Genomic DNA, 20,946 nt, shown 5'->3' with positions numbered 1-20,946 from the left:
TTATGTAAATTTTTTTTAAATGCTGTAGTTTATAATGCCCATGACATCATTTTTCTTAACAGAGTAAATGTGACCAAATTTACCCTTGATAAATATGAAGTAATAATTAAAACTTCATGTAATTTTTAAAGTTAAGTTATCTTTTAATAGCTTCACAAAGAAAATTCAGTTTGCTCAAACACATTTTTCAACAGAGTCAAACTTTCTTCAATTTGTGATATTTGTTCTGGGGTGAGATCCTGTAAAATTTCCGCAATATGAGCGCGAGTTTTTTCTTGGGATTGCTCTAACAGATCCTTTCCTTCTGGTGTCAAATTTAGAACTACACGCCGCCGCTCTTGAGGATGATCAGTACGTTGTACCAAATGGCGTTGCACTAGTCGTTCAATTGTGCTTGATGCTGTAGCACAAGTTACACCAAGGTGATCTGCCACCTGAGACAAAGAAGCACCAGGACAACGCTTGAGAAAAGCTAGCGATCGCAGTTGTGGTATAGAAATAGAATCAGCACTATGAGTCCGCATCTCAGCCCGGATAAACCGCATCAATAATGGAATTGTATCCATAACCCTGACAGCACATTCCTGGGAAGGTTTTCCGAACTCCATGAAACTATGATTCTCCTCGTAACGATACTCATACCCTTTTTGATTTTGGATTTTAGATTTTAGATTAATCTTTCTCCTCTACTTCCTTGTCCCCCTTGTCCCCTGCCCCCTGCCCCCTGCCCCCTGCCCCCTGCCCCCTGCCCCCTGTCCCTTGTCTCCCTACACCCCCACACCCCGCTCCCCAATAATAGATTGCTTTGTAACTTGCCGTTAATCTATTCTGATCAGAATATGAAAAAAGATTAAGACAAGTGGTGGGGAAAAAATGCTAGAGAGCTTAACCGAAGTTGCGACAAAATTACAAATTAATTGGGTGCTGCTCAGTGCTAGTTTGCAGTTTGCCAGTTGGGGGTTATTCTCCCTATTCTTGGCGGAGATATTCAGAGATACATACCATGCCTTGTGTCATAAATTCATTTGGCTAGGTAAATGGCACAACAAGCACCATATGGTATATCGCCGGGATTTATCAATGATCTCTTTAAAAGCTTATCAAGAATCCCAGCTATACAACGACATTGTAGAATCTAGTCTATTAGTCACAGTATTAACAATCATTGCCTTAATCGTCCAACAAATCGGGTTATGGTTAGGAGTCATTTACGCCAGTACATTTTTGTTTGGTGCATCCCTGCGATATTTCCGAGGCACAATTGAAACAGACTATAATCATCTACCAGGGCCTTTAGAAACCACCCCTTCTGTCTGGTGGGTAAATCGCTCTTACCATTGGCGACACCATTTTGATGATGTCAATGCTTACTACAGTGGAGTATTTTCCTTGGTAGATAAGATATTAGGAACAGGACTGTCTTTAAAGGGTAAAACCATCGCTGTCACTGGTGCATCCGGTGCTTTAGGACAAGCCCTAACCGCAGAATTACTTAAATACAAAGCTAAAGTTATAGCATTAACTACCAACCCAGATAAATTACCAACGGATAATGGTGTGAAAGTAATTACCTGGGAATTAGGTAATGAAGCAGAACTCCAAGCCAGTTTAGAGAAAGTCGATATTTTGATTATCAACCACGGTGTTAATGTCTACACTGAACGGACATCACAAGCCATCAACTCATCTTATGAAGTCAATGCTTTTTCTGCTTTGCGGTTGATGGATATATTTATCGCCACAGTCACAGGGCCACAAGCAAAAGCCACTAAAGAAATTTGGGTAAATACATCTGAAGCTGAAGTTTCTCCTGCCTTAAGTCCACTTTATGAACTCAGCAAACGCACCTTGGGTAATTTAATCACACTCAAACGTTTAGATGATAGTTGTGTAATTCGTAAATTGATTTTAGGGCCTTTTAAAAGCCAACTTAATCCCTATGGGGTGATGTCAGCACAGCAAGTAGCTCGTGCCGTTTTATTTTTAGCACGGCGCGATTTTCGCAATATTATCGTTACCATCAATCCTCTGACTTATTTACTTTTCCCCATCAAGGAAGTCAGCACTTGGTTATACTATCGGGTTTTTAGCAAGTAATGAGTAATGAGTAATAAGTAATGAGTAATGAGTAATAAGTAATGAGTAATGAGTAATGAGTAATGAGTAATGAGTAATGAGTAATGAGTAATGAGTAATGAGTAATGAGTAATGAGTAATGAGTAATGAGTAATGAGTAATGAGTAATGAGTAATGAGTAATGAGTAATGAGTAATGAGTAATGAGTAATGAGTAATGAGTAATGAGTAATGAGTAATGAGTAATGAGTAATGAGTAATGAGTAATGAGTAATGAGTAATGAGTAAATACCCATGACTTATTACTTGTTACTTAAAGAACGCGAAAAATAACTTTTCCTACTGCAAATTTTACTCAGCCAGCCAAGGAAAGGATTGTGCATGAATTTTTCAACCCATGCCCAATGCCCAATGCCCCATGCCCCATGCCCAATGCCCCATGCCCCATTCTCAAAAACTGTGAATTTAAAAGTGAGCAGAGAATATTCGTAGTTATGTAACTATAACCAAAGAGATATGACCACACAGCGAAGTTGTTCAATTAATCATGCTCTGGTTAGATGATTGCAACAACTACATGGCTAGAGAAATGCTCCGAACGACAATTTATAGTTTTGCTATAGGCAGTTTTGTTCTCGCCAGTGGAGCGAGTGCTGTTTCCCTACAAACTCAATCTGTTGAGTCGAAGTCTTCAACCACCAGCTATGATTTAGCACAATATTTCCCGGGACAATACAATCGTCGTCCAATATATAATCGTCCCGTACAATCTTTTCCTCAACGACCATATAATCCTTCTAGACAATCAAATCCCGGTGGTTTTGGACAACCATCAAATCCTAACTCGTCTGGCGGACAATCAAATCCCAGTAGTGTTGAACAACCAACAAATTCTAACTCTGGCAGTGGACAATCAAATCCCGATAGTGTTGGACAAACATCAAATCCTAGCTCTGCCGGTGGACAATCTAACTCTAATGCAGCTTCTATAGAACAGGCAGTTTTCGACCAAATCAACCAATATAGAGCTTCCCAAAATCTACCAGCACTCACACGTAATTCTGCTATTGATGAGCAAGCCAGAACTCATAGTCAGAACATGGCTAGTGGACAAGTTCCATTTAGCCATCAGGGTGCAGATCAAAGATTTAAAGCAACTGGTATTGCTTATAAAACAGCCAGTGAAAATGTTGCTTACAACCAAGATAGAGACGCGGCTACAAGTGCTGTACAAAGCTGGATAAAAAGTCCAGGACACCTTGCTAACATCAAGAGCAATACTAATTTGACGGGTATTGGTGTTGCAATTAATGGCCGAGGTGTAGTTTATCTGACACAAATTTTCATGCGCTCATAAAAGGGCATTGGGCATTGGGCATTGGGCATCGGGCATCGGGCATTGGGCATTGGGCATTGGGCATTGGGCATCGGGCATCGGGCATTGGGATAAAATCTCCTCTGCTTTCTCGTCTCCCTTGTCTCCCTTGTCTCCCCTGCCCCCTGCCCCCTGCCCCCTGCCCCCAACTTGCCGATGAATCTCTAAAAGTATCCTGTTATATATTGCCAGCTAGGGAAGTAGAGTATAGGTCTTATTATTATGTACACAAAGTAATTTCGCATGACCCGACAACCTGCTTTTGGCATCGCTTTAAGTACGCTTGTCCTTGCAGGAGGATTGCTTGTTCCTCCCATAGCAGGCCATACGTCTACACAAGCACCTACTGATGATCAACCGTTGTCGTTTGTTTATAGTCAGGTTGCTACTTCTACAACATTTCAAACTACTGCTCTAGAGAGATCCGTGTTTGAACAAATCAATCGATATCGATCAGCTAGGAATTTGCCAAAGCTGACTCTCAATGCCAACATTACTCGCCAAGCTAGAATCCACAGTCAAAATATGGCTAGAGGTAAAGCACCATTTAGTCATCATGGATTTGAGGAACGAGTTTATGCTATTCCCCTGCGCTACAAGAGTGCTGCTGAAAATCTTGCTTTTAACCGGGGGTATACTGATCCAGCTAATCAGGCGGTGATTGGTTGGTTAGAAAGTCCGGGACATTTAAAGAATATCCAGGGTAATTACAATCTTACAGGAATTGGTGTCGCTAGTAACCAAAAAGGTGAAGTTTATCTCACACAAATTTTTCTGCGGACTCGCTAGATGGCATTTTGGTGTTTTTACACAATAATAATGTATGTCTGACTGCATATATTATTAAGTGATTCATGACATTACAAGACTTTCAAGTGAGCGAAAGGGATTTGAGTGATGAGGCTGTATCCCAATATTTACAGTCTGAGGTTTTGGCTGTTGATACCGAAACTATGGGATTATTACCACAGCGCGATCGCTTGTGTCTAGTTCAGCTGTGCAACCCACAAGGCCAAGTCACAGCAATTCGCATTGTCAAAGGACAAACGGCAGCCCCCAATTTAAAGAAACTGTTAGAAGCTGCCAATGTCCTGAAAATATTTCATTTTGCGCGGTTTGATGTTGCTACCCTACGTCATCATTTGGACATTCATGTCCAACCAATTTTCTGCACTAAGATTGCTAGTAAGTTAGCTCGTACTTACACCAATCGTCATGGACTCAAAGATGTAGTACACGAATTAGAAAGTGTAGAACTCGATAAAACTGCTCAAAGTTCAGATTGGGGTAACGTCAATAATTTATCTGAAGCACAGCTAAGTTACGCCGCCAATGATGTCCGCTATTTAATTGGTGTGCAACAAAAGTTAACCGCGATGCTCCAACGGGAAGAACGTTGGGAACTCGCTCAACAATGTTTTCAAGTTCTTCCTACAATTGTTTCTTTGGATTTACTGCAATTCAAAGATTTATTTGAGCATTGAGCAGGCCATTAAACTCACCATAATAATTCGTAACTCATGCCTGATGTGAATTAGGAAAACCGCCTATCCAATAAATAGTAGGGGCGGGTTAACAAACATCATTCATGATTAACTTTTGATTTCGGTGAACCCGCCCCTACAAATATCTGGGTATTCGCAAGATTTTAATTGACATTAGACGTAACTCGTAATTACGAATTACGAATTACGAATTAATGTCTACGTGACTTTTCATCCGATCAACGACATTATAATCATCCGCACCGGCGGGGGTTTGTGATTCAATAATCCCTTCTGTCGGGCCACCAATAGCTTTCCATGCAGCTAAACCGCCTTTGAGTTCTGATACGTGAATAAATCCAGCAGAACGAAGCATTCTAGCTGCTGCGGTGGTTTGTTCTTCTGTTGCGCCATAGACGTAAATATCACGGCTTTTATCTAAAGATGGTAAGGCTCGATCTACCAATTGATCGATTGGCATGGGCATTGCACCCATAATATGACCTTCATTATATATTGGGCGATCGCGTACATCTAAGATTGTAAAGGCTGGTTCACCCCATTCTAGACGAGATTTAACTACATGAACGTCAGATTGTGCTTCTATAGGTGGTTGTGGGGGAATAACACCGCCGAGTAAATTGTTATTCATAGCTTAACTATTAATTGCTGACTGCATTATTTGCAATTTAACTAATTATCTTGATTTAATTTATCTTGCTCTGGTATGAATAACGGCGATTTCTGGAGGTAGATTTAGTGTGAGAGGATATTTTATCGGGAATAAAATCAGTTAATTATTAGGGATTATTGTCAGCGATCGCTAAAAATAATTGCTCCTCAATTTGCTGTTGTAATTCCTGGTTAATGCTGGTATTTTTTTCTAAGCAATCAATGATTAATTTATTAGACTTAAAATAAGAACGCCAGATTTTTATCTGTTGGTTATCCAACTCTAAATCATAACCAATATTACGATATTTAATCATCTGATATCGGATTTTTTGTTCCCAATTTACACCTTGTTCTTGCCACCAAGAATAGAATTTTTCTGAGTTGCTTTCTGTGCAAGGCAATTGTTTTTTTAGTTTTTCTAGTTCTTGCTTAAATTCCAAATCCCACACTAAGTCAATAGCTTCATCCAAAGTCAGACTCAAGGCACGAGCATGGTTAAAAGCATCAATGATATTCAAATGATTATTACTAGCGAATTTTAATTCATGGAGACAATTAAGAATACTAAACAGCAATTCATCTAGTGCTAGTTCTGGGTGAAAAACTAAACTTTCTAGAAAATCCCATTCTATGCAGTAATTTTTACTGAGACAAGGAGTACAACCATAAGTAAAATAAAAAGCGCGGACAGCAGCTTTATTTTTAGTAGATTTAGAGACAGAATCAGTTTTTTGTTTTAGCCAAATGAGATATGCTTGGAGTCTTTGATTATTTACTACAAGTCTATCAATCTGATTTTTGATTAATTTGATAGTTTCATCAGTATTTGGTAGCATAGTCAGAGCCAGCATAAAAACAGAATGCCAACGCTCTTCTATAATATTGGTGATTAATGATTGCCAATTGGTTTGCTCGTAATTTTCAACCAAGTGCTTGGCAGTCAGATATTCTAATAATCCCAAATTATAAAAAGAGTATATTCCCCTGGCTCGCTCCACCAATAAACCATCTTGAAATAATAAACCTTGTATCACTGAGTTCCTATATCTTTGGGATGTATCTGGAGAGAGAGTTTCTACATTTGGTAAAAATTCATCTATCAATTGTTGAATTTTTTCTGATTCAAAAAAATACTCTCCATTGATAAAAGTGGTAGCAGCAATTTGAGCGAGTAGATTTTTTTTAGAACTTAAGCTTAAATTAGCATAAAAACTATCTCGTTTAATCCCCCTAACTTCATCCCATCTAACCAATAATGTGTTCAAAATTTGCTCATACAACTTAGTTGGATTAGATGGTAATTTTCCTTTAAGCTGTAATAATAAACATATGAGATGTAACAATAGCGGCACTCTTGCTAATTCTCGGATGCGCTGATTTTCTGGTAGGTTGAGATGTTGGATAAATAAGTTACTAGTATTTTCAGCTTTATTAACAGATTGATGAGCAACTGCAACTAACCATTTTTTTAGAAAAATTTCTATTTGTTGGTCGTTAAAATCTGCTAATTCCACCTCAGTAAATCCGGGAAATCTATATTTATGAGCAGCAATTCGACAGCTAATTACAAATTGATTTTTATAATGAATCTGGGTAAACTTACGAATTTCTCTGATGACATCATCTCTATAGTCTAGTGGTACTTCATCTAGTCCATCCAGTAAAATGAGTACCCTACCTTGAGTTAGTACTGTTAAAGTGGCTTCTTCATCAATGCCGCAGGCGTGAAATTGTTGGCTAATATACTTCCCAAGATGTAAATTCTGTTCAGATTTGGCATCTTCTGCAAATTCCTTTAACCTCACAAATACTGGGACATAGTGAGATTGAAATTTCCCTTGGTTGCAAGCGATCGCTAAATGCTGTAAAAATGTTGTCTTACCAGATCCAGATTTTCCTAATACCATCAACTTTGAGTAGCGCAATACAGCTTCTAACCCAGGTAATGTTTTGGGATGGTTGCTCTGTTCTAGTTGGTAAAAATTAGCATCTGAGGGTAAGTCTGTCCACAAATCAGAAATTTCCCGCCACTGTTGACTAGTAATTTCTTCCCAAACATTGACATGAGTGTAAATCTGATCTAATGGTATTGCCCGTGCAATATCTAACATTTGGATAGTGTTACACTGATCTTCGATTTTATCTTGGCACTTCTGCCTTAATTCTTGCACCAAAGTATTGAGGTCAAAACTATGAGACTGTCCTTGAGAAGTGGCTTTAGATACCCCCTCCTCATGTAGACTAGCTACTTGTTGCCACGAGAGTCCCAACTTTTGGCAAATTTGCACAAAACAACTACGAGACACAGGTTCACCCGCAAAAAACTTAGAAATTGGTTGGCGTGTGATTCCTAAAGCGGCTGCTAATCTTTGCTGACTCAAGGTTTTATCAGTTAAAGCTGTTTTTGCAGCCTTAATACCTTCTGGTGAAGCTTTTAGTCCTCGGCTAGTCATACTCCCAGAAAAATTGATGATGAAATACTAAAAAACGCAATTTTGATACGTAGATGCCACGCAGACAAAAAATCGTATATACCCGAAGCAAGATTCTTCATCGGGTAATTCACAGTAGGGTATGTTAGGTAGATTGCCTAGGCGATTTTTTCATGGCTGCAATTTTTCAGCCACTCACCAGCAGTTAGAGAATTATTTATCGGTAGAGAAACACACTTAGGAACACACTAAAAGTCAAAATTTCTCTTAACTCTGAAGAATCATCATTATAGCATCACAGAATCAAAACATACCAAACTTATACGAAACTCATACATTTCGTATGCAATACGGTGGCTGAACTTTTCAGAAATTTAATGGAAAATTAAGTGTAGCTCAGTAGTACATAAGCAATGTATAGCGACAAGCAGCTGTAAGTCTACGTAATTTCATTACACACAGCAAATTAATTGCCAAATCAACATTAGGCTGGAATATTATGGTGATGCCGACCGCTTCAAATCCGAAAATTCTTGTTGTAGACGACGATTTTGGGGTTCGTAACCTCATATATCGGTTTTTAAGCCGTAAATATCAAATTGAGTCGGCAGCTGATGGGAAAACAGCTCTGGCCTTATTTGACCAATTTGACCCAGCTTTAGTTATTCTTGATTGGAATCTTCCAGACACCAGTGGCTACAACCTTTGTCAAGAAATGCAAAGTCGCAATAATGTCTTAGTGATGATTCTGACTGGGAGGACAGAAGAAACTGATAAAATTAGAATTATGGCTGCCGGTGCTGATGACTTTATTACTAAGCCCTTTAGCCTTGCTGAAATTGAAGTGAGAGTCCAAGCTCTCTTAAGACGTATCCGTTCTGTGAAACCATCTCCTTCACAGCGTCTAATTTTCAAACAGCTAGCAATTAACCCAGACGGTAGGGAAGTCACCCTCAATGATAAACCCCTCAACTTAACCGCCTTAGAGTTTAATATCCTACATTTTTTAGCAAGTCATCCCGGTCAAGCCTGGAGTCGTCCCCAACTCATCCAGAAAATTTGGGGTTGTGACTATGTGGGAGATGGCCGGGTAGTTGATGTACACATCGGTCAGCTGCGTAAAAAATTAGAAACTGATACTAGTGTCCCAGAGTTTATTAAAACTGTTCGCGGCTACGGTTACAAGTTTGAAATCCCAGAATAGAAGACAAGTGTTGTTATTATCAAGCTGACTCCTGTCATCACTGAATACTCTTAGTTTTGATAGTTGCAATAAATTCGCAAATGAATACTCAAGTCGGTCATAAGTAATTATATTGAGGTTTGTGTATATAGATTGGTGTTAGTTTTAGGTTCTAATACCAAAATGCTCAGGGAATATAGTGTCTACCAAAGCCTCAAATAAATCAAGACAAAAATTAAAATTTTGATTATACGCCAGTAATTTATATTAGCGCGATCGCTAAACATCATGATCCTAAACTGCTCATTCCCGAAATTCTCAAGTATCAGGTGAAAGAATCGGACTTAATAGCTGATAGAGAATGGTTTCTAGAGTTAACCCGCCAGCTACATAAAACCAGAGCGATCGCTGTTGGGGGTATACTCAGAAGTTATATGCGGGAGTTAGAAGAAAATAATCAAGACCTCATTGACGAAGGTGAAGAGATGGATAAGGTTAATCATGGAAGATTGACTTTCCAATGGGATCACAAATTACATAAGTACAAGATAGAGGGATAACTGAGGTTATTTAATAAAAACAAAAAAATTATTTCAATTATCAAGCTGACTTGACTTGAACTGTAAGTTGTAAACCTAATGCGTTTAGTAATGTATTTAAATAAATAAAATTAATTTCTCCTTTGTCTAATAAAATTTGGTTTAGTTTCTGGTAGCACTCCTGAATCTGGGATGAGAACTTTTCAATTCCTCCTTGTGCCTCAATAATATTTTTGAGAGCTTTACTTAACATTTTAGGATCACCCTCTTCTAAAACCACTTCAATATATGAAGCAGCTTCTAAGGGATTTTTAATATCTTCAATTAATCCTTCATGATAACTTTTACTTTTAGGCATCTTCCCTACTCCGATAATCTTGCAAGTATTCTTTAGCTTTGCTAATATCTTCTTCTTGAGTACTTTTATCCCCTCCGCACAACAAAAGAATGATTATTGTTCCTTCTTGTGCAAAATAAATACGGTAGCCTGGGCCATAATTGATTCGCAGCTCTAAAACACCTTCTCCAACTGATTTGCAATCTCCTAAATTTCCGTCTTCTACTCTATCAAGTCTAGCTCTAATCTTAGCTTTTGCTTTTCTATCGCGGAGAGTCTTTAACCATTCATCAAAAGGACTTATTCCATATAGTGTGAGATAATTTCTAATTTCCCTTGGCTGGGTTTCCATGATTTTTTAAACAAGTTTATAAGTTAACTGCAATTTTACAATTTAGAACAAGAGAGATTGAAATTATTTATTAATGAAAGACAAAAATATTCAGCTTTCATTATTCATCATGCTTTAGTAGCTAAACGTTGAGTAACTAACTCAGCCGCTAACTCAATTGCAGCTTTCATACTAGTAGCATCAGCAATTCCCTTACCTGCGATATCAAAGGCTGTGCCGTGGTCAGGGGAAGTGCGAACAAAGGGTAAACCAATGGAAGTATTCACAGCACGGTCAAAGGCCATTAGCTTGACGGGAATTAAACCTTGGTCGTGGTAAAGTGCCAAATAAGCATCGGCGGGATTTTGTCCGTGAGAATTACCATACCAAGCTTGACCAGGCTTAACCCACATTGTATCAGGGGGAATTGGCCCTTCTAGCTGAAAATGAGGCCGTTTTTGCCGTTCTGACTCCAACCAAGGAATTAACCAATCTTGTTCTTCCGTTCCCAATTGTCCCTGTTCGCCACTATGGGGATTTAAACCTGCGATCGCAATTCTCCCACTAGTTATCCCAAAATCTTGCTCTAAACACTCCACTAATAAATCTAATTTTTTCGTTAATAACTCTGGTGTCAGCGTATCTGCTACTTGACACAGGGGAATATGGGTAGTAGCCAATAAAGTGCGGAGTGTCCAACCAGTATAAGGCGATCGCGCCACAAATAACATCCCAAATCTTTCCACACCAGACTTTTCAGCTAACAGTTCTGTTTGTCCGGGATAATTATAACCTGCGGATTTCCACGCAGATTTAGCAATGGGTGCTGTAACAATACCATCAAATTTACCAGCTAGAGTTTGTGCGATCGCATATTCCATATAAGCAAAACTCGCCGCACCACTAGCCGCATTCCCAGTTCCTAAAATAATCTCATTCTCAATACCAGTATCTAAAGGCACATCAATAACATTTAATTCATCAGGATTTGCTAAAGGTGATAACTTGTCAGTCGCCGACAATCTTGTATATATCTCTACCAACAAATCCCGATGACCAATTACAGTTAAATCACAATTTCGACCAACTTCTCTATCTGTTAAAGCTTTTAAAATTACCTCCGCGCCAATTCCGGCTGGATCTCCCAAAGTTATAGCCAAACGTCGGGGTTTTTTATGTGGTAATTTTTGCGTCTGATTGTGACTAACTTGATCCATATTATTACTGATATAAGTCTAGTAGTGGTGTGGCAAGCCTTAAATGTTGCATTAGATTTGGATATAATTAAACGCAGATAAACGCAGATAAACGCGGATAGAATTTCTCTTATTGCGCCCACAACGGATGGAACTTATAGCAAGAACAATCCAAAAATTCAAAATCCAAAATTTGGCGGCTCAATCCCTATATGAGAGATTAACCATCAAACTAGTTTAGAATTATTTACACAGGTCTAATCCTACCCTAACCGTTACGAGCTTCTGGAAGGCATGAGCATTCACAAGCATGGGTTATTGGTAAGATTAGCAAAGATTAGGACTGAATCATCAAGTCTAATCTAGTGAAACAACTCAAAAATAAAAATTTACACAGCCACCATTTGCAAAGGAGAACACATCAATGAGCGGCGAAATGTTGAATGCAGCTATCTTATCTTTCGGTCTAATCTTTGTGGGTTGGGCTTTGGGTGCTTTATTGCTAAAAATCCAAGGTTCAGAAGAATAATTCCCCTAGAGGACTATTAGCGAGAGATACAAAGCTTTACTCTCCCCCAAAAAATAGCGTTTCCGTCAACCGGAAAACGCTGTTTTGTATAATCTGACCGTATAAATGACGTTTTCCTTAAAAAGAAGTAAACTTTTGTTTACAGATATAATTCTGTTAAGATTCTTTTCATGAAAGTTTAAAAATTGTTAATACACTCATGACATTATTAATAGTTGGTGCTACAGGCACTTTAGGAAGACAAGTAGCTCGTCGGGCAATCGATGAGGGATACAAAGTCCGTTGTCTGGTGCGTAGTGCCAAAAGAGCAGCTTTTTTAAAAGAATGGGGAGCAGAACTTGTCAAAGGAGATTTGTGTTACCCTGAAACCCTCACAGGCGCATTAGAAGGAGTCACAGCAGTAATTGATGCTGCTACCTCCCGTGCCACAGATTCACTAACTATTAAGCAGGTAGACTGGCAAGGTCAAGTAGCCTTAATCCAAGCTGCCAAAGCTGCTGGTGTAGAACGTTTTATATTCTTTTCTATTCTTGATGCCGATAAGTACCCAGAAGTCCCTCTCATGGAGATTAAGCGGTGTACTGAACTATTTTTAGCTGAGTCGGGAATAAATTACACAATCTTGCAATTAGCAGGCTTCATGCAAGGGTTAATCGGTCAATATGGCATACCGATTTTAGAAGGGCAACCCGTTTGGGTAACTGGCGAATCTTCACCCGTTGCGTACATGGACACTCAAGATATTGCCAAATTTGCCGTCCGTGCATTGAGTGTACCAGAGACAGAAAAACAAACTTTCCCCGTTGTCGGAACTCGTGCCTGGAGCGCAGAGGAAATTATCAGCCTCTGTGAACGTTTATCTGGCAAAGAAGCCAAAGTCAGAAGAATGCCAATTAACCTCCTGCGTACCGTGCGCCGCATAGCACGCTTCTTTCAGTGGGGACTAAATGTAGCCGATAGATTAGCATTTACAGAAGTCTTGGCCAGTGGTAAGCCTTTAAATGCCCCAATGGATAAAGTTTATACAGTATTTGGGCTAGAACAAGAACAGACAACTACTTTAGAAAGCTATCTCCAAGAGTATTTCAACCGGATTATGAAAAAACTTCGAGAGCTAGACTACCAAAAAACTAAAAAGCAGAAATCTAAAAAGACTCCCTTTAAAAATGTGAATAGTCAATAAGTATGGGGCATGGGCTAATCAATTCAAAATTCAAAATTCAAAATTAAGGAATTGTGGGGGATTGGGCATTGGGATAAAATCTCCTGTGCTTCCTTGTCTCCCTTATCCCCCTGCTCCCCTGCTCCCTGCCCCCTGCCCTTCCCAATCCTGCCTTTTTGACTCTAGACTAATGACTCGTGATCCAAAATGTGTAAGGATTACATAAGAAAAAGCATCGCCTATTATTTGGATATTTGAGTGTGCCGAAAGCAGGCATTATCTACAATGACGTTAAACCGGTAGCTGTTCGTGTGGCTACCGAGCTGAAAGACAAGCTAACCGCAGCCGGTTGGGATGTATCTATTACATCAAGTATCGGTGGCATATTGGGCTATTCTAATCCTGAAAGTCCTGTGTGCCACACCCCTATTGATGGTCTGACACCCCCTGGATTTGACTCAGAAATGAAATTTGCAATAGTCCTAGGGGGTGACGGTACTGTTTTAGCGGCTTCCCGTCAAGTTGCCCCCTGTGGTATCCCGATTTTAGCCGTGAATACCGGACACATGGGATTTTTAACAGAAGCATACCTAAATCAATTGCCGCAAGCAATAGAGCAGGTAATGGCTGGTGAGTATGAAATTGAAGAACGCGCCATGCTCACAGTTAAAGTCCTACGAGGGGAGTCTGTGCTGTGGGAAGCCTTATGCTTAAATGAAATGGTGTTACATCGAGAACCATTAACCTCAATGTGCCATTTTGAAATAGCTGTAGGTCGTCATGCGCCAGTTGATATTGCGGCTGATGGGGTGATTGTTTCTACACCAACAGGTTCTACAGCCTATTCTTTAAGTGCTGGTGGCCCGGTTGTCACTCCTGGTGTACCTGTATTGCAATTAGTACCTATTTGTCCTCATTCCTTGGCTTCTAGAGCTTTAGTATTTCCTGACACAGAACCAGTTAACATCTATCCAGTTAATATTCCTCGGTTAGTAATGATAGTAGATGGCAATGGCGGGTGCTACATTTTCCCAGAAGATCGAGTATATTTAGAGCGATCGCACTACACCGTTAAATTTATCCGCCTACAACCACCAGAATTTTTCCGTATCCTACGAGAAAAATTAGGTTGGGGTCTTCCTCATATTGCCAAACCAGCTTCGGTAGAATTACCTTAGTCATAGGGAATAGGGCTAATCAATTCAAAATTAAGGAATTGTAGGGCATTGGGCATTGGGCATTGGGCATGGGGCATTGGCTACAAAATTTAGGTCTCTTACCCTAAAACTCAACTCCCTAACACCTCTATACCCTTCGCTATACACCTAAAATACCTAAAGGTTAATTAACGGTTATGACACCTGCTCACAGTCCTTGTGTTTTGGTCATTGAAACCGATGATAGCCTCGCTCATCAGCTATCGTTTGATTTGCAAGAAGCTGGCTATGAGCCTGTTTTAGCCAATAATACTACGAGTGGTTTGCAATATTACCACGATCGCCAACCTGCTTTAGTCGTTCTTGACCGAATGTTAGCAGGTGAATCAGGACTGGTATTATGTAAAAATCTCAGAAATGCTGGAATGCGATCGCCAGTCTTGATACTCATGGCCAGAGATACAGTTGATGATCGGGTAGCTTGTCTAGAAGCCGGTGCTGATGATTACATCCTCAAACCCTATCGCTCAGAAGACTTTTTAAGATTAATTCGCCTCTACCTCAAACCAGATGTTGATACTACAGAACAATTACGTTTTGGCGATCTGGTCTTAGACATAGCTACCCGTCGTGCTATTTATAACGGGCGCATTGTTGATCTCACGATGAAAGAATTTGAGCTTTTGAAATTCTTAATGGAACATCCCCGTGAAGTCTTAACCCGTGAGCAAATTTTAGAAAACGTTTGGGGTTATGACTTTATGGGTGAGTCTAACGTTATAGAGGTTTACATTCGCTACTTACGTTTAAAAATCGAAGATGAAGGGCAAAAACGCCTGATTCAAACAGTCCGAGGCGTAGGTTACGTACTGCGAGAATCATAATTCTAAGTCCTTGGGCATTGGGCATATCAATTCAAAATTCAAAATTCAAAATTCAAAATTCAAGAGTTTTACTCCTGCTCCCCTGCCCCCTGCCCCCTGCCCCCTGCCTCTTACACCCGACACATAAGCTATTTCTGAAAAATTTCTGTAAAATCGAAATCTAAATTACCAAATTAAAAATTGTATGATGCGTTGGTTTACTTTGATGCCGATGCTGCTGAGTGTTGTTTTGATGGGATGTTCTGTAGAATCAACAGCTAAATCTCCTGAAGCTACTCCTCAAGTATCACTATCATCAGGGCAAATACTGCCTATTTCTGCTCAAGCCACTTTTCCCAATGGTACAAAAATTGAGTTAGAAGTGGCGCGGACACCTGAACAACAATCACTGGGGTTGATGTATCGCCCAGCTTTACCAGACAACCGGGGAATGTTATTTGAGTTTTCCTCACCACAACCTGTCAGCTTTTGGATGAAAAATGTACCTGTAGCTCTCGATATGGTGTTTTTACAAAATGGTGTAGTTAAGTATATTCAAACTTCAGCCCCACCTTGTGCTAGTGAACCTTGTCCTACCTATGGGCCGAGAGTACCTATCAATCAAGTTATTGAATTGCGCGCCGGACGAGCTAAGGAATTAAATCTTCAGGAAGGCCAGAGTATCAAAATTAAGTTTTTAGATACGCAAGCTTTACCGTGATTCACGTTGTTATAGCTGATTTTCCTAGGCTCAAGGTAATCCCAGTTTATAATCTTTACGTAAAAAATATATCAAGTGTACGTAAAATAGTAAATTCTGAGGTTACTATTTATTATGATGTCAAAAATATTAAATCCTACGGTTTATCAGGTAAAATCACAACCTAATGAATTAGATAGCTGAAAATCTTACTTTTGGCATAAGTGTAATTAGTCGTGGATAAGGCACTATTAGCTATGGAATCTTGATTACTAGATGTGTAGTCAACAAGCATGACAGTAGGAAAAGTAAATCCATACTTCACAAGCACTTTTAGTCAAAATGATCAGCAGGAAAATAGCGTGAAAGCTAGAAAGGACTATAATTATCTAGTTTTTCAAGACGATATGATTCCTTTTTCCGAAAATTAGCTAAATTGGCTAGGGTGTTTATCCGGTAATCGTATATTCACTGGTGAAGTAATAGTTGCAGGCTACATATCCATGAAAAACCAATACCTAACAGTAAATACTAGACAAGGAGGTGATTTACAGATGTCACCATCAACATATTCACGACTGATTCATTTCTTACAGGAAGATTTATCTATTTCCGCAGCATCACTGGCGATCGCACAGCGACATAGAGAACAAGATCCAGGCCCTTTACCGATGATTCTTTGGCAGTACGGTTTGGTTACTTTAGATCAACTAGAGCAAATTTATGATTGGCTGGAAACAGCATAGAATATGAGTTCTCATCAAGGAGAATCAAAGTATGCTATATCTACTCTGTCTTGTACCAGGGTTAACAGATAGAGAAGTTAATTTTGAGATTTTGTATTTATTTCAAAACCAATTCATAAAAGAGCGAGTTAACTAACTAATTAACTCGCTCTTTTATTGGAGTTACTGGGGGTTGAGGATTTTAGATTGAATTGAATCCAAAATCCAAAATTGAAAGACTGAAAACTATGTACTATAGACTGTTAACTATGGCTAATTACGAATTATTTTGATGATTAATTGACCAACGATGTTCTACGGGTACAGAAGAACCCTGACAAGCTTCTTCTAATTGCTTTTGTTGCACTGCTGCTTTACGGAGAGTAATAATTAATTGATTTACCTGATATCGTAGTTCAGGGTTATGATTTACTGCTGACATAGTTTGTCTTTCTAATAATTGAAGTATAAGTTCGTAGTGAATGGGTGACGGTAGAGGGATTTGCTCCATGTAGTTAATTAATGATTTCAATTAGGTAATTTTTCGATGTGTAATTTTTATTCCCTATCAAGTTAATTTTGACACAATAAATAAATATTTAACTTTAATATTGAATTGCAGTTTTAGATAATCGATTAAGTAGCCCTAGGATTATCCTAGGTGCTACCTCAGAATAATTTTTAACTAGGTTGGGAAAATAAACGAGCGATCGCTAATTCTGGATCTGGTTGTTTGACTAAAGACTCTCCAATCAAGACTGCACCTGCACCAGCTTGGGATACTAAATCTAAATCCTCTGGGGTATGTAATCCTGATTCGCTCACAACCAGAATATTGCTTTGGCGTAATTGGCTACCCCTAGTGGCTAAAATTTCGCAAGTCGTTTGCAAATCAACAGAAAAATCCTCTAAATTGCGATTATTGATACCTACTAAAGATACACCATCTAAGGCCAATACACGGTCAAGTTCTTCAAGATTGTGGACTTCAATCAAAGCTGTCATCTGAAGTGCTTTGGCAATTTTGAGGAAATATTGCAAATCTTGATCGTTGAGGATAGCGGCAATCAATAAAACTGCATCTGCGCCCCGCAAACGAGCTAAGTACATTTGATAAGGATAGATGATAAAATCTTTACATAATAGTGGCAAATCTACAGCACTACGAACTTTAGATAAATTATCAAAGCTACCTTGAAAAAACTTAGTATCAGTTAACACCGAAAGACAACTAGCACCACCTTGTTGGTAAGATAGGGCGATCGCTACAGGGTCAAAATCTTCCCGAAATACACCTTTACTGGGGGAAGCTTTTTTAACTTCTGCAATCAACGCAGGTTTAGTTCTACCTTGTTTTAAAGCGGCAAAAAAATCACGAGTAGGTGCGGCTGTGAGTACTTGCTTTTGCAATTCTCTTAAAGGCACTTTCTCGCGCATTTGCTCAACTTCTGTTTCCTTATGCCAGACAATTTCTTCTAAGATGTGCTGCGGTTCTGAATCTGGTACAGCAGCCTGATAACGCAATATAGAAACATTTACAGCAGGGCTTGGTTGACGACGACGGATTTGCATAATTTGGGAATGGGGAATGGGGCATGGGGAATTGGGCATGGGGAATTGGGCATGGGGCATGGGCAGGGAGCAGGCGGCAGGGAGCAGGGGGAATGGGGCATGGGGCTGGAGAACAGAACTTAGTTAAGATGTCCTTACACCCCTACACCCTTACACCCCTATACCCCTACACCCCTACACCCCTACACCCCTACACCCCTACACCCTTACACCCTTACACCCCTATACCCCTATACCCTTACACCCCTAGACAACAGCACGTTTATATGCTTCATCCAACACTTCTGACAGAGTTGGGTGAGCGTGGACTAAATGGGCTAGGGTTTGGACAGATTGACGATTGGCGACGGCGGCGGATGCTTCGTGGATTAAGTCGGAGGCGTGTAAACCAAAAATATGTACGCCTAAAACTTCTCCGGTGTCTTTGCGGTAGATGACTTTGGCGATACCGTCGGCTTCATTTTCTGCCAAGGCTTTGGAATTACCTTTGAAGTAACTTCTACTGGTGGCGATTTCAAAACCTTCGGCTTGTGCTAATTCCTTGGCGGCTGTTTCTGTTAAGCCGACATAGCTAACTTCGGGATGGGTAAATGCGGCGGCGGGAATGCTGCGATAATCGACTTTTCTATCCCTGCCAACGATATTTTCTACAGCGACAATACCTTGGGCTGAGGCTGCGTGTGCTAACATCATCTTGCCGTTAGCATCGCCAATTGCCCATAAATGGGGTACAACTTCCCCGGCTGAGAGTACTGCCATGCGATCGTCAACAGGGATAAAATTGCGGCGATCAAGTTCTACACCTACAGATTCTAAACCAAGATTTTTAGTAGCTGGGATGCGTCCTGTGGCTACTAAGCAAGCATCCACTTCGATCACATCAACATCTTCTTTAGTTTTGAAATCTGCCAATTCAATCACTACAGGCGAACCGGGAATTACTTTTTTGGCGTAAATTCCCACTTTGGTTTCAATGTCGCGGGGTGTAATTAGTACCCGTTCTGCGAGTTTAGCAATATCACGATCAAACCCTGGCATGAGTTGATCAAGAGCTTCAATCAGCGTGATTTCACAGCCCAAAGCTGAGTAAATATCAGAAAATTCTAAACCGATGTAACCACTACCGATAATGGCTACCCATTGCGGGAGTGTTTCTAGTTTTACACCTTGGTCACTAGTAAACACAGTTTTCCCGTCTACTTCAATACCTGGTGGGACAAAAGGTACAGAACCAGGAGAAAGAATAATATCCTTAGCGGTGATGGTTTTTTCACCACTATCTCCTGTAATTGTGACTTTTTGCGTTCCAGCGATTTTACCCCAACCTCGGATGATATCAACTCCCAACCGTTTGAGGCTGTTTGTTAAATCCCCTTGAATTTTAGAAACAAGATTAGCTGCGTGATCTGCGATCGCCTGACGATCAAATTCTACACTGCTAATTTGGATTCCCAGAGACTTCAGGTGATGGGCATCGCGCAATTCCCGCACACGTCCAGATGCGGCTAACAACGCCTTAGAAGGAATACAGCCTCGGTTGACACAAGTTCCCCCCATGTCGGCTGCTTCGATAATCGCTGTTTTTAAGCCGCAACTTACGGCGTGTAGGGCTGCGCCATGTCCCCCTACACCAGCTCCTATAATTACTAAATCGTAATCAAAGTCATGACTCACATTAGTTTCCCCGTGTGCTTCGCATTATCTATTGTGACATACTCCCCGCACCGCCATCCGGGACGGTGAAGGCTTCTCAGCGAGTCCCCCCAACGCGGACATTGACCCGAGGCGGAGCGTCTCCGGCTCCGATGAGCTTTGATGTGGATTCATTGGTTGGGTAAGATGCGATCGCCTGATTTACAAAAAGGGATTTCAGAGGTAATGTAAAGCAACGATACTGCGCTGTCACTGCTACATTGGCATATCTCCAGCTTGAAAAATTTGTTCGGCGGTTAAATTCAATTCGGGTAAAGTAGGTGAGACAATATGGGCATCACCTCTAAATTGAGTAACTTGATACTCACCATCAATTAATTGATAAATGGATATAGTAGGCAGTTTAGGATTACCAATAAACTTTCTAGCACCCCAAGCTGCGTAATCTATAATCCAATATTCAGGAATGCCTATAGCTTCATAATCAGCTAATTTCTTGTAGTAATCATCCCGCCAATTACTACTAACAACCTCAATAACCAGTGGAATAGATGCAGATTGAGATACAGTTGATTGCTTTTTCCATAAAGGCTCATTCACTAAATTTGGACGATTGATTATTAATATGTCTGGTGAATAAGCTGATTCACCTTCAAGTGGCTTGACTAATACAGTTTTTGGAATGTAATAAGGTAAATTTAGACGCTTGATATCAGCAGATATTTCTAGTGCTAGAAAACCAACAACATCTTCATGTTCTCCCACTGGTTGAGCCATTTCAACAATCACACCATCATGTAATTCGTATCTTCCACCTTCAGGTCGCCACGCTGCAAAATCTTCAAATGTTACTGGTTTTTGCAAGGCTTGAGTCATAATTTATCGCTCCCCGCAATCGTTTGACAGTTGTGATTTTGTCATGCTATTTTTTCTTGCTTTTCTAGCCAAAGTGAGATCG

The 20,946-nt window shown here is 40.0% G+C and carries 23 protein-coding genes and 1 pseudogene; 13 read left to right on the top strand and 11 right to left on the bottom strand.

Annotated features, from left to right (window positions below; translation table 11 throughout):
• Window positions 1-152: 152 nt before the first annotated feature.
• Window positions 153-608, bottom strand: coding sequence for a MarR family winged helix-turn-helix transcriptional regulator (locus ACPZ3T_RS11100; RefSeq protein WP_490276198.1), 456 nt, complete (start codon window positions 606-608; stop codon window positions 153-155).
• 265 nt (window positions 609-873) lie between these two features.
• On the opposite strand from ACPZ3T_RS11100, the gene ACPZ3T_RS11095 reads away from it, so the two are divergent.
• From ACPZ3T_RS11095 to ACPZ3T_RS11085, 3 genes are all read left to right on the top strand, one after another.
• Window positions 874-2,097: a bifunctional sterol desaturase/short chain dehydrogenase gene (locus ACPZ3T_RS11095; protein ID WP_490276197.1), complete on the top strand. Its 1,224-nt coding sequence runs from the start codon at window positions 874-876 to the stop codon at window positions 2,095-2,097.
• 355 nt (window positions 2,098-2,452) lie between these two features.
• Window positions 2,453-2,575 (top strand): hypothetical protein, encoded by a 123-nt coding sequence (locus tag ACPZ3T_RS11090; RefSeq protein WP_490276196.1) that lies wholly within the window; start codon window positions 2,453-2,455, stop codon window positions 2,573-2,575.
• 47 nt (window positions 2,576-2,622) lie between these two features.
• A complete protein-coding gene (locus ACPZ3T_RS11085) occupies window positions 2,623-3,432 on the top strand; it encodes a CAP domain-containing protein (RefSeq protein ID WP_490276194.1) in 810 nt (269 codons plus the stop codon).
• Here the strand turns inward: ACPZ3T_RS11085 and ACPZ3T_RS11080 are convergent.
• Window positions 3,402-3,599 carry a hypothetical protein gene (locus tag ACPZ3T_RS11080; protein ID WP_490276192.1) on the bottom strand — a complete coding sequence of 66 codons (198 nt, stop codon included), beginning with the start codon at window positions 3,597-3,599 and terminating at the stop codon, window positions 3,402-3,404. The genes ACPZ3T_RS11085 and ACPZ3T_RS11080 overlap by 31 nt on opposite strands.
• Window positions 3,600-3,693: 94 nt before the next feature.
• On the opposite strand from ACPZ3T_RS11080, the gene ACPZ3T_RS11075 reads away from it, so the two are divergent.
• Together ACPZ3T_RS11075 and ACPZ3T_RS11070 are read left to right on the top strand one after the other, a co-directional pair.
• A complete protein-coding gene (locus tag ACPZ3T_RS11075) occupies window positions 3,694-4,239 on the top strand; it encodes a CAP domain-containing protein (RefSeq protein ID WP_490276190.1) in 546 nt (181 codons plus the stop codon).
• A 65-nt stretch (window positions 4,240-4,304) separates the two neighbouring features.
• Window positions 4,305-4,934: a ribonuclease H-like domain-containing protein gene (locus ACPZ3T_RS11070; RefSeq protein ID WP_490276188.1), complete on the top strand. Its 630-nt coding sequence runs from the start codon at window positions 4,305-4,307 to the stop codon at window positions 4,932-4,934.
• A gap of 205 nt (window positions 4,935-5,139) precedes the next feature.
• Here ACPZ3T_RS11070 and ACPZ3T_RS11065 read toward each other — a convergent pair whose 3' ends face one another.
• Both ACPZ3T_RS11065 and ACPZ3T_RS11060 read right to left on the bottom strand, forming a co-directional pair.
• Entirely contained in the window at window positions 5,140-5,586 is a 447-nt protein-coding gene (locus tag ACPZ3T_RS11065) for a rhodanese-like domain-containing protein (RefSeq protein WP_490276186.1), read from the bottom strand.
• Between the two features lie 148 nt (window positions 5,587-5,734).
• Entirely contained in the window at window positions 5,735-8,062 is a 2,328-nt protein-coding gene (locus tag ACPZ3T_RS11060) for an NACHT domain-containing protein (RefSeq protein WP_490276184.1), read from the bottom strand.
• A gap of 478 nt (window positions 8,063-8,540) precedes the next feature.
• On the opposite strand from ACPZ3T_RS11060, the gene ACPZ3T_RS11055 reads away from it, so the two are divergent.
• Together ACPZ3T_RS11055 and ACPZ3T_RS11050 are read left to right on the top strand one after the other, a co-directional pair.
• Window positions 8,541-9,245 carry a response regulator transcription factor gene (locus ACPZ3T_RS11055; RefSeq protein ID WP_490276182.1) on the top strand — a complete coding sequence of 235 codons (705 nt, stop codon included), beginning with the start codon at window positions 8,541-8,543 and terminating at the stop codon, window positions 9,243-9,245.
• Window positions 9,246-9,478: 233 nt separating this feature from the next.
• Window positions 9,479-9,784: pseudogene (locus ACPZ3T_RS11050) on the top strand (protein rep); the annotation flags it as partial.
• A 40-nt stretch (window positions 9,785-9,824) separates the two neighbouring features.
• On the opposite strand, the gene ACPZ3T_RS11045 reads toward ACPZ3T_RS11050, so the two are convergent.
• The 3 genes from ACPZ3T_RS11045 to pdxA all read right to left on the bottom strand — a co-directional run bounded on the left by ACPZ3T_RS11045 (window position 9,825) and on the right by pdxA (window position 11,648).
• Complete coding sequence (locus ACPZ3T_RS11045) at window positions 9,825-10,121, bottom strand: helix-turn-helix domain-containing transcriptional regulator (RefSeq protein ID WP_490276180.1); 297 nt, start codon at window positions 10,119-10,121, stop codon at window positions 9,825-9,827.
• Window positions 10,114-10,452: a type II toxin-antitoxin system RelE/ParE family toxin gene (locus ACPZ3T_RS11040; protein WP_490276178.1), complete on the bottom strand. Its 339-nt coding sequence runs from the start codon at window positions 10,450-10,452 to the stop codon at window positions 10,114-10,116. Before ACPZ3T_RS11040 ends, ACPZ3T_RS11045 begins: the two co-directional genes overlap by 8 nt.
• 107 nt (window positions 10,453-10,559) lie before the next feature.
• Window positions 10,560-11,648, bottom strand: coding sequence for a 4-hydroxythreonine-4-phosphate dehydrogenase PdxA (pdxA, locus tag ACPZ3T_RS11035; RefSeq protein WP_490276176.1), 1,089 nt, complete (start codon window positions 11,646-11,648; stop codon window positions 10,560-10,562).
• A 403-nt stretch (window positions 11,649-12,051) separates the two neighbouring features.
• On the opposite strand from pdxA, the gene petM reads away from it, so the two are divergent.
• From petM to ACPZ3T_RS11005, 6 genes are all read left to right on the top strand, one after another.
• A complete protein-coding gene (gene petM, locus ACPZ3T_RS11030) occupies window positions 12,052-12,156 on the top strand; it encodes a cytochrome b6-f complex subunit PetM (protein WP_414576283.1) in 105 nt (34 codons plus the stop codon).
• A 199-nt stretch (window positions 12,157-12,355) separates the two neighbouring features.
• Window positions 12,356-13,339, top strand: a complete 984-nt coding sequence (locus ACPZ3T_RS11025; protein WP_490276174.1) for an SDR family oxidoreductase — start codon at window positions 12,356-12,358, stop codon at window positions 13,337-13,339.
• Window positions 13,340-13,578: 239 nt separating this feature from the next.
• Window positions 13,579-14,496, top strand: a complete 918-nt coding sequence (locus ACPZ3T_RS11020; protein ID WP_490276172.1) for an NAD(+) kinase — start codon at window positions 13,579-13,581, stop codon at window positions 14,494-14,496.
• Window positions 14,497-14,672: 176 nt separating this feature from the next.
• Window positions 14,673-15,359 carry a response regulator transcription factor NblR gene (gene nblR / locus ACPZ3T_RS11015; RefSeq protein ID WP_490276170.1) on the top strand — a complete coding sequence of 229 codons (687 nt, stop codon included), beginning with the start codon at window positions 14,673-14,675 and terminating at the stop codon, window positions 15,357-15,359.
• 184 nt (window positions 15,360-15,543) lie between these two features.
• Window positions 15,544-16,059: a DUF192 domain-containing protein gene (locus tag ACPZ3T_RS11010; protein WP_490276168.1), complete on the top strand. Its 516-nt coding sequence runs from the start codon at window positions 15,544-15,546 to the stop codon at window positions 16,057-16,059.
• A 482-nt stretch (window positions 16,060-16,541) separates the two neighbouring features.
• Complete coding sequence (locus ACPZ3T_RS11005) at window positions 16,542-16,784, top strand: DUF2949 domain-containing protein (RefSeq protein WP_490276166.1); 243 nt, start codon at window positions 16,542-16,544, stop codon at window positions 16,782-16,784.
• A 256-nt stretch (window positions 16,785-17,040) separates the two neighbouring features.
• Here ACPZ3T_RS11005 and ACPZ3T_RS11000 read toward each other — a convergent pair whose 3' ends face one another.
• The 4 genes from ACPZ3T_RS11000 to ACPZ3T_RS10985 form a co-directional block, all read right to left on the bottom strand.
• A complete protein-coding gene (locus ACPZ3T_RS11000; protein ID WP_490277191.1) occupies window positions 17,041-17,274 on the bottom strand; it encodes a DUF5340 domain-containing protein in 234 nt (77 codons plus the stop codon).
• 170 nt (window positions 17,275-17,444) lie between these two features.
• Window positions 17,445-18,335: an indole-3-glycerol phosphate synthase TrpC gene (gene trpC / locus ACPZ3T_RS10995; RefSeq protein WP_490277190.1), complete on the bottom strand. Its 891-nt coding sequence runs from the start codon at window positions 18,333-18,335 to the stop codon at window positions 17,445-17,447.
• Between the two features lie 246 nt (window positions 18,336-18,581).
• Window positions 18,582-20,009, bottom strand: coding sequence for a dihydrolipoyl dehydrogenase (lpdA, locus tag ACPZ3T_RS10990; protein ID WP_490276164.1), 1,428 nt, complete (start codon window positions 20,007-20,009; stop codon window positions 18,582-18,584).
• Between the two features lie 234 nt (window positions 20,010-20,243).
• The gene (locus ACPZ3T_RS10985) at window positions 20,244-20,864 is read right to left on the bottom strand and encodes a Uma2 family endonuclease (RefSeq protein WP_490276162.1); all 621 of its coding nucleotides are present in this window, start codon (window positions 20,862-20,864) and stop codon (window positions 20,244-20,246) included.
• Window positions 20,865-20,946 lie beyond the last annotated feature (82 nt).

The organism is Aliinostoc maniaoense (genome assembly GCF_058172895.1).
The sequence above is the reverse complement of the archived record's forward strand: the minus strand, read 5'-3'. Positions and strand labels throughout refer to the sequence as shown.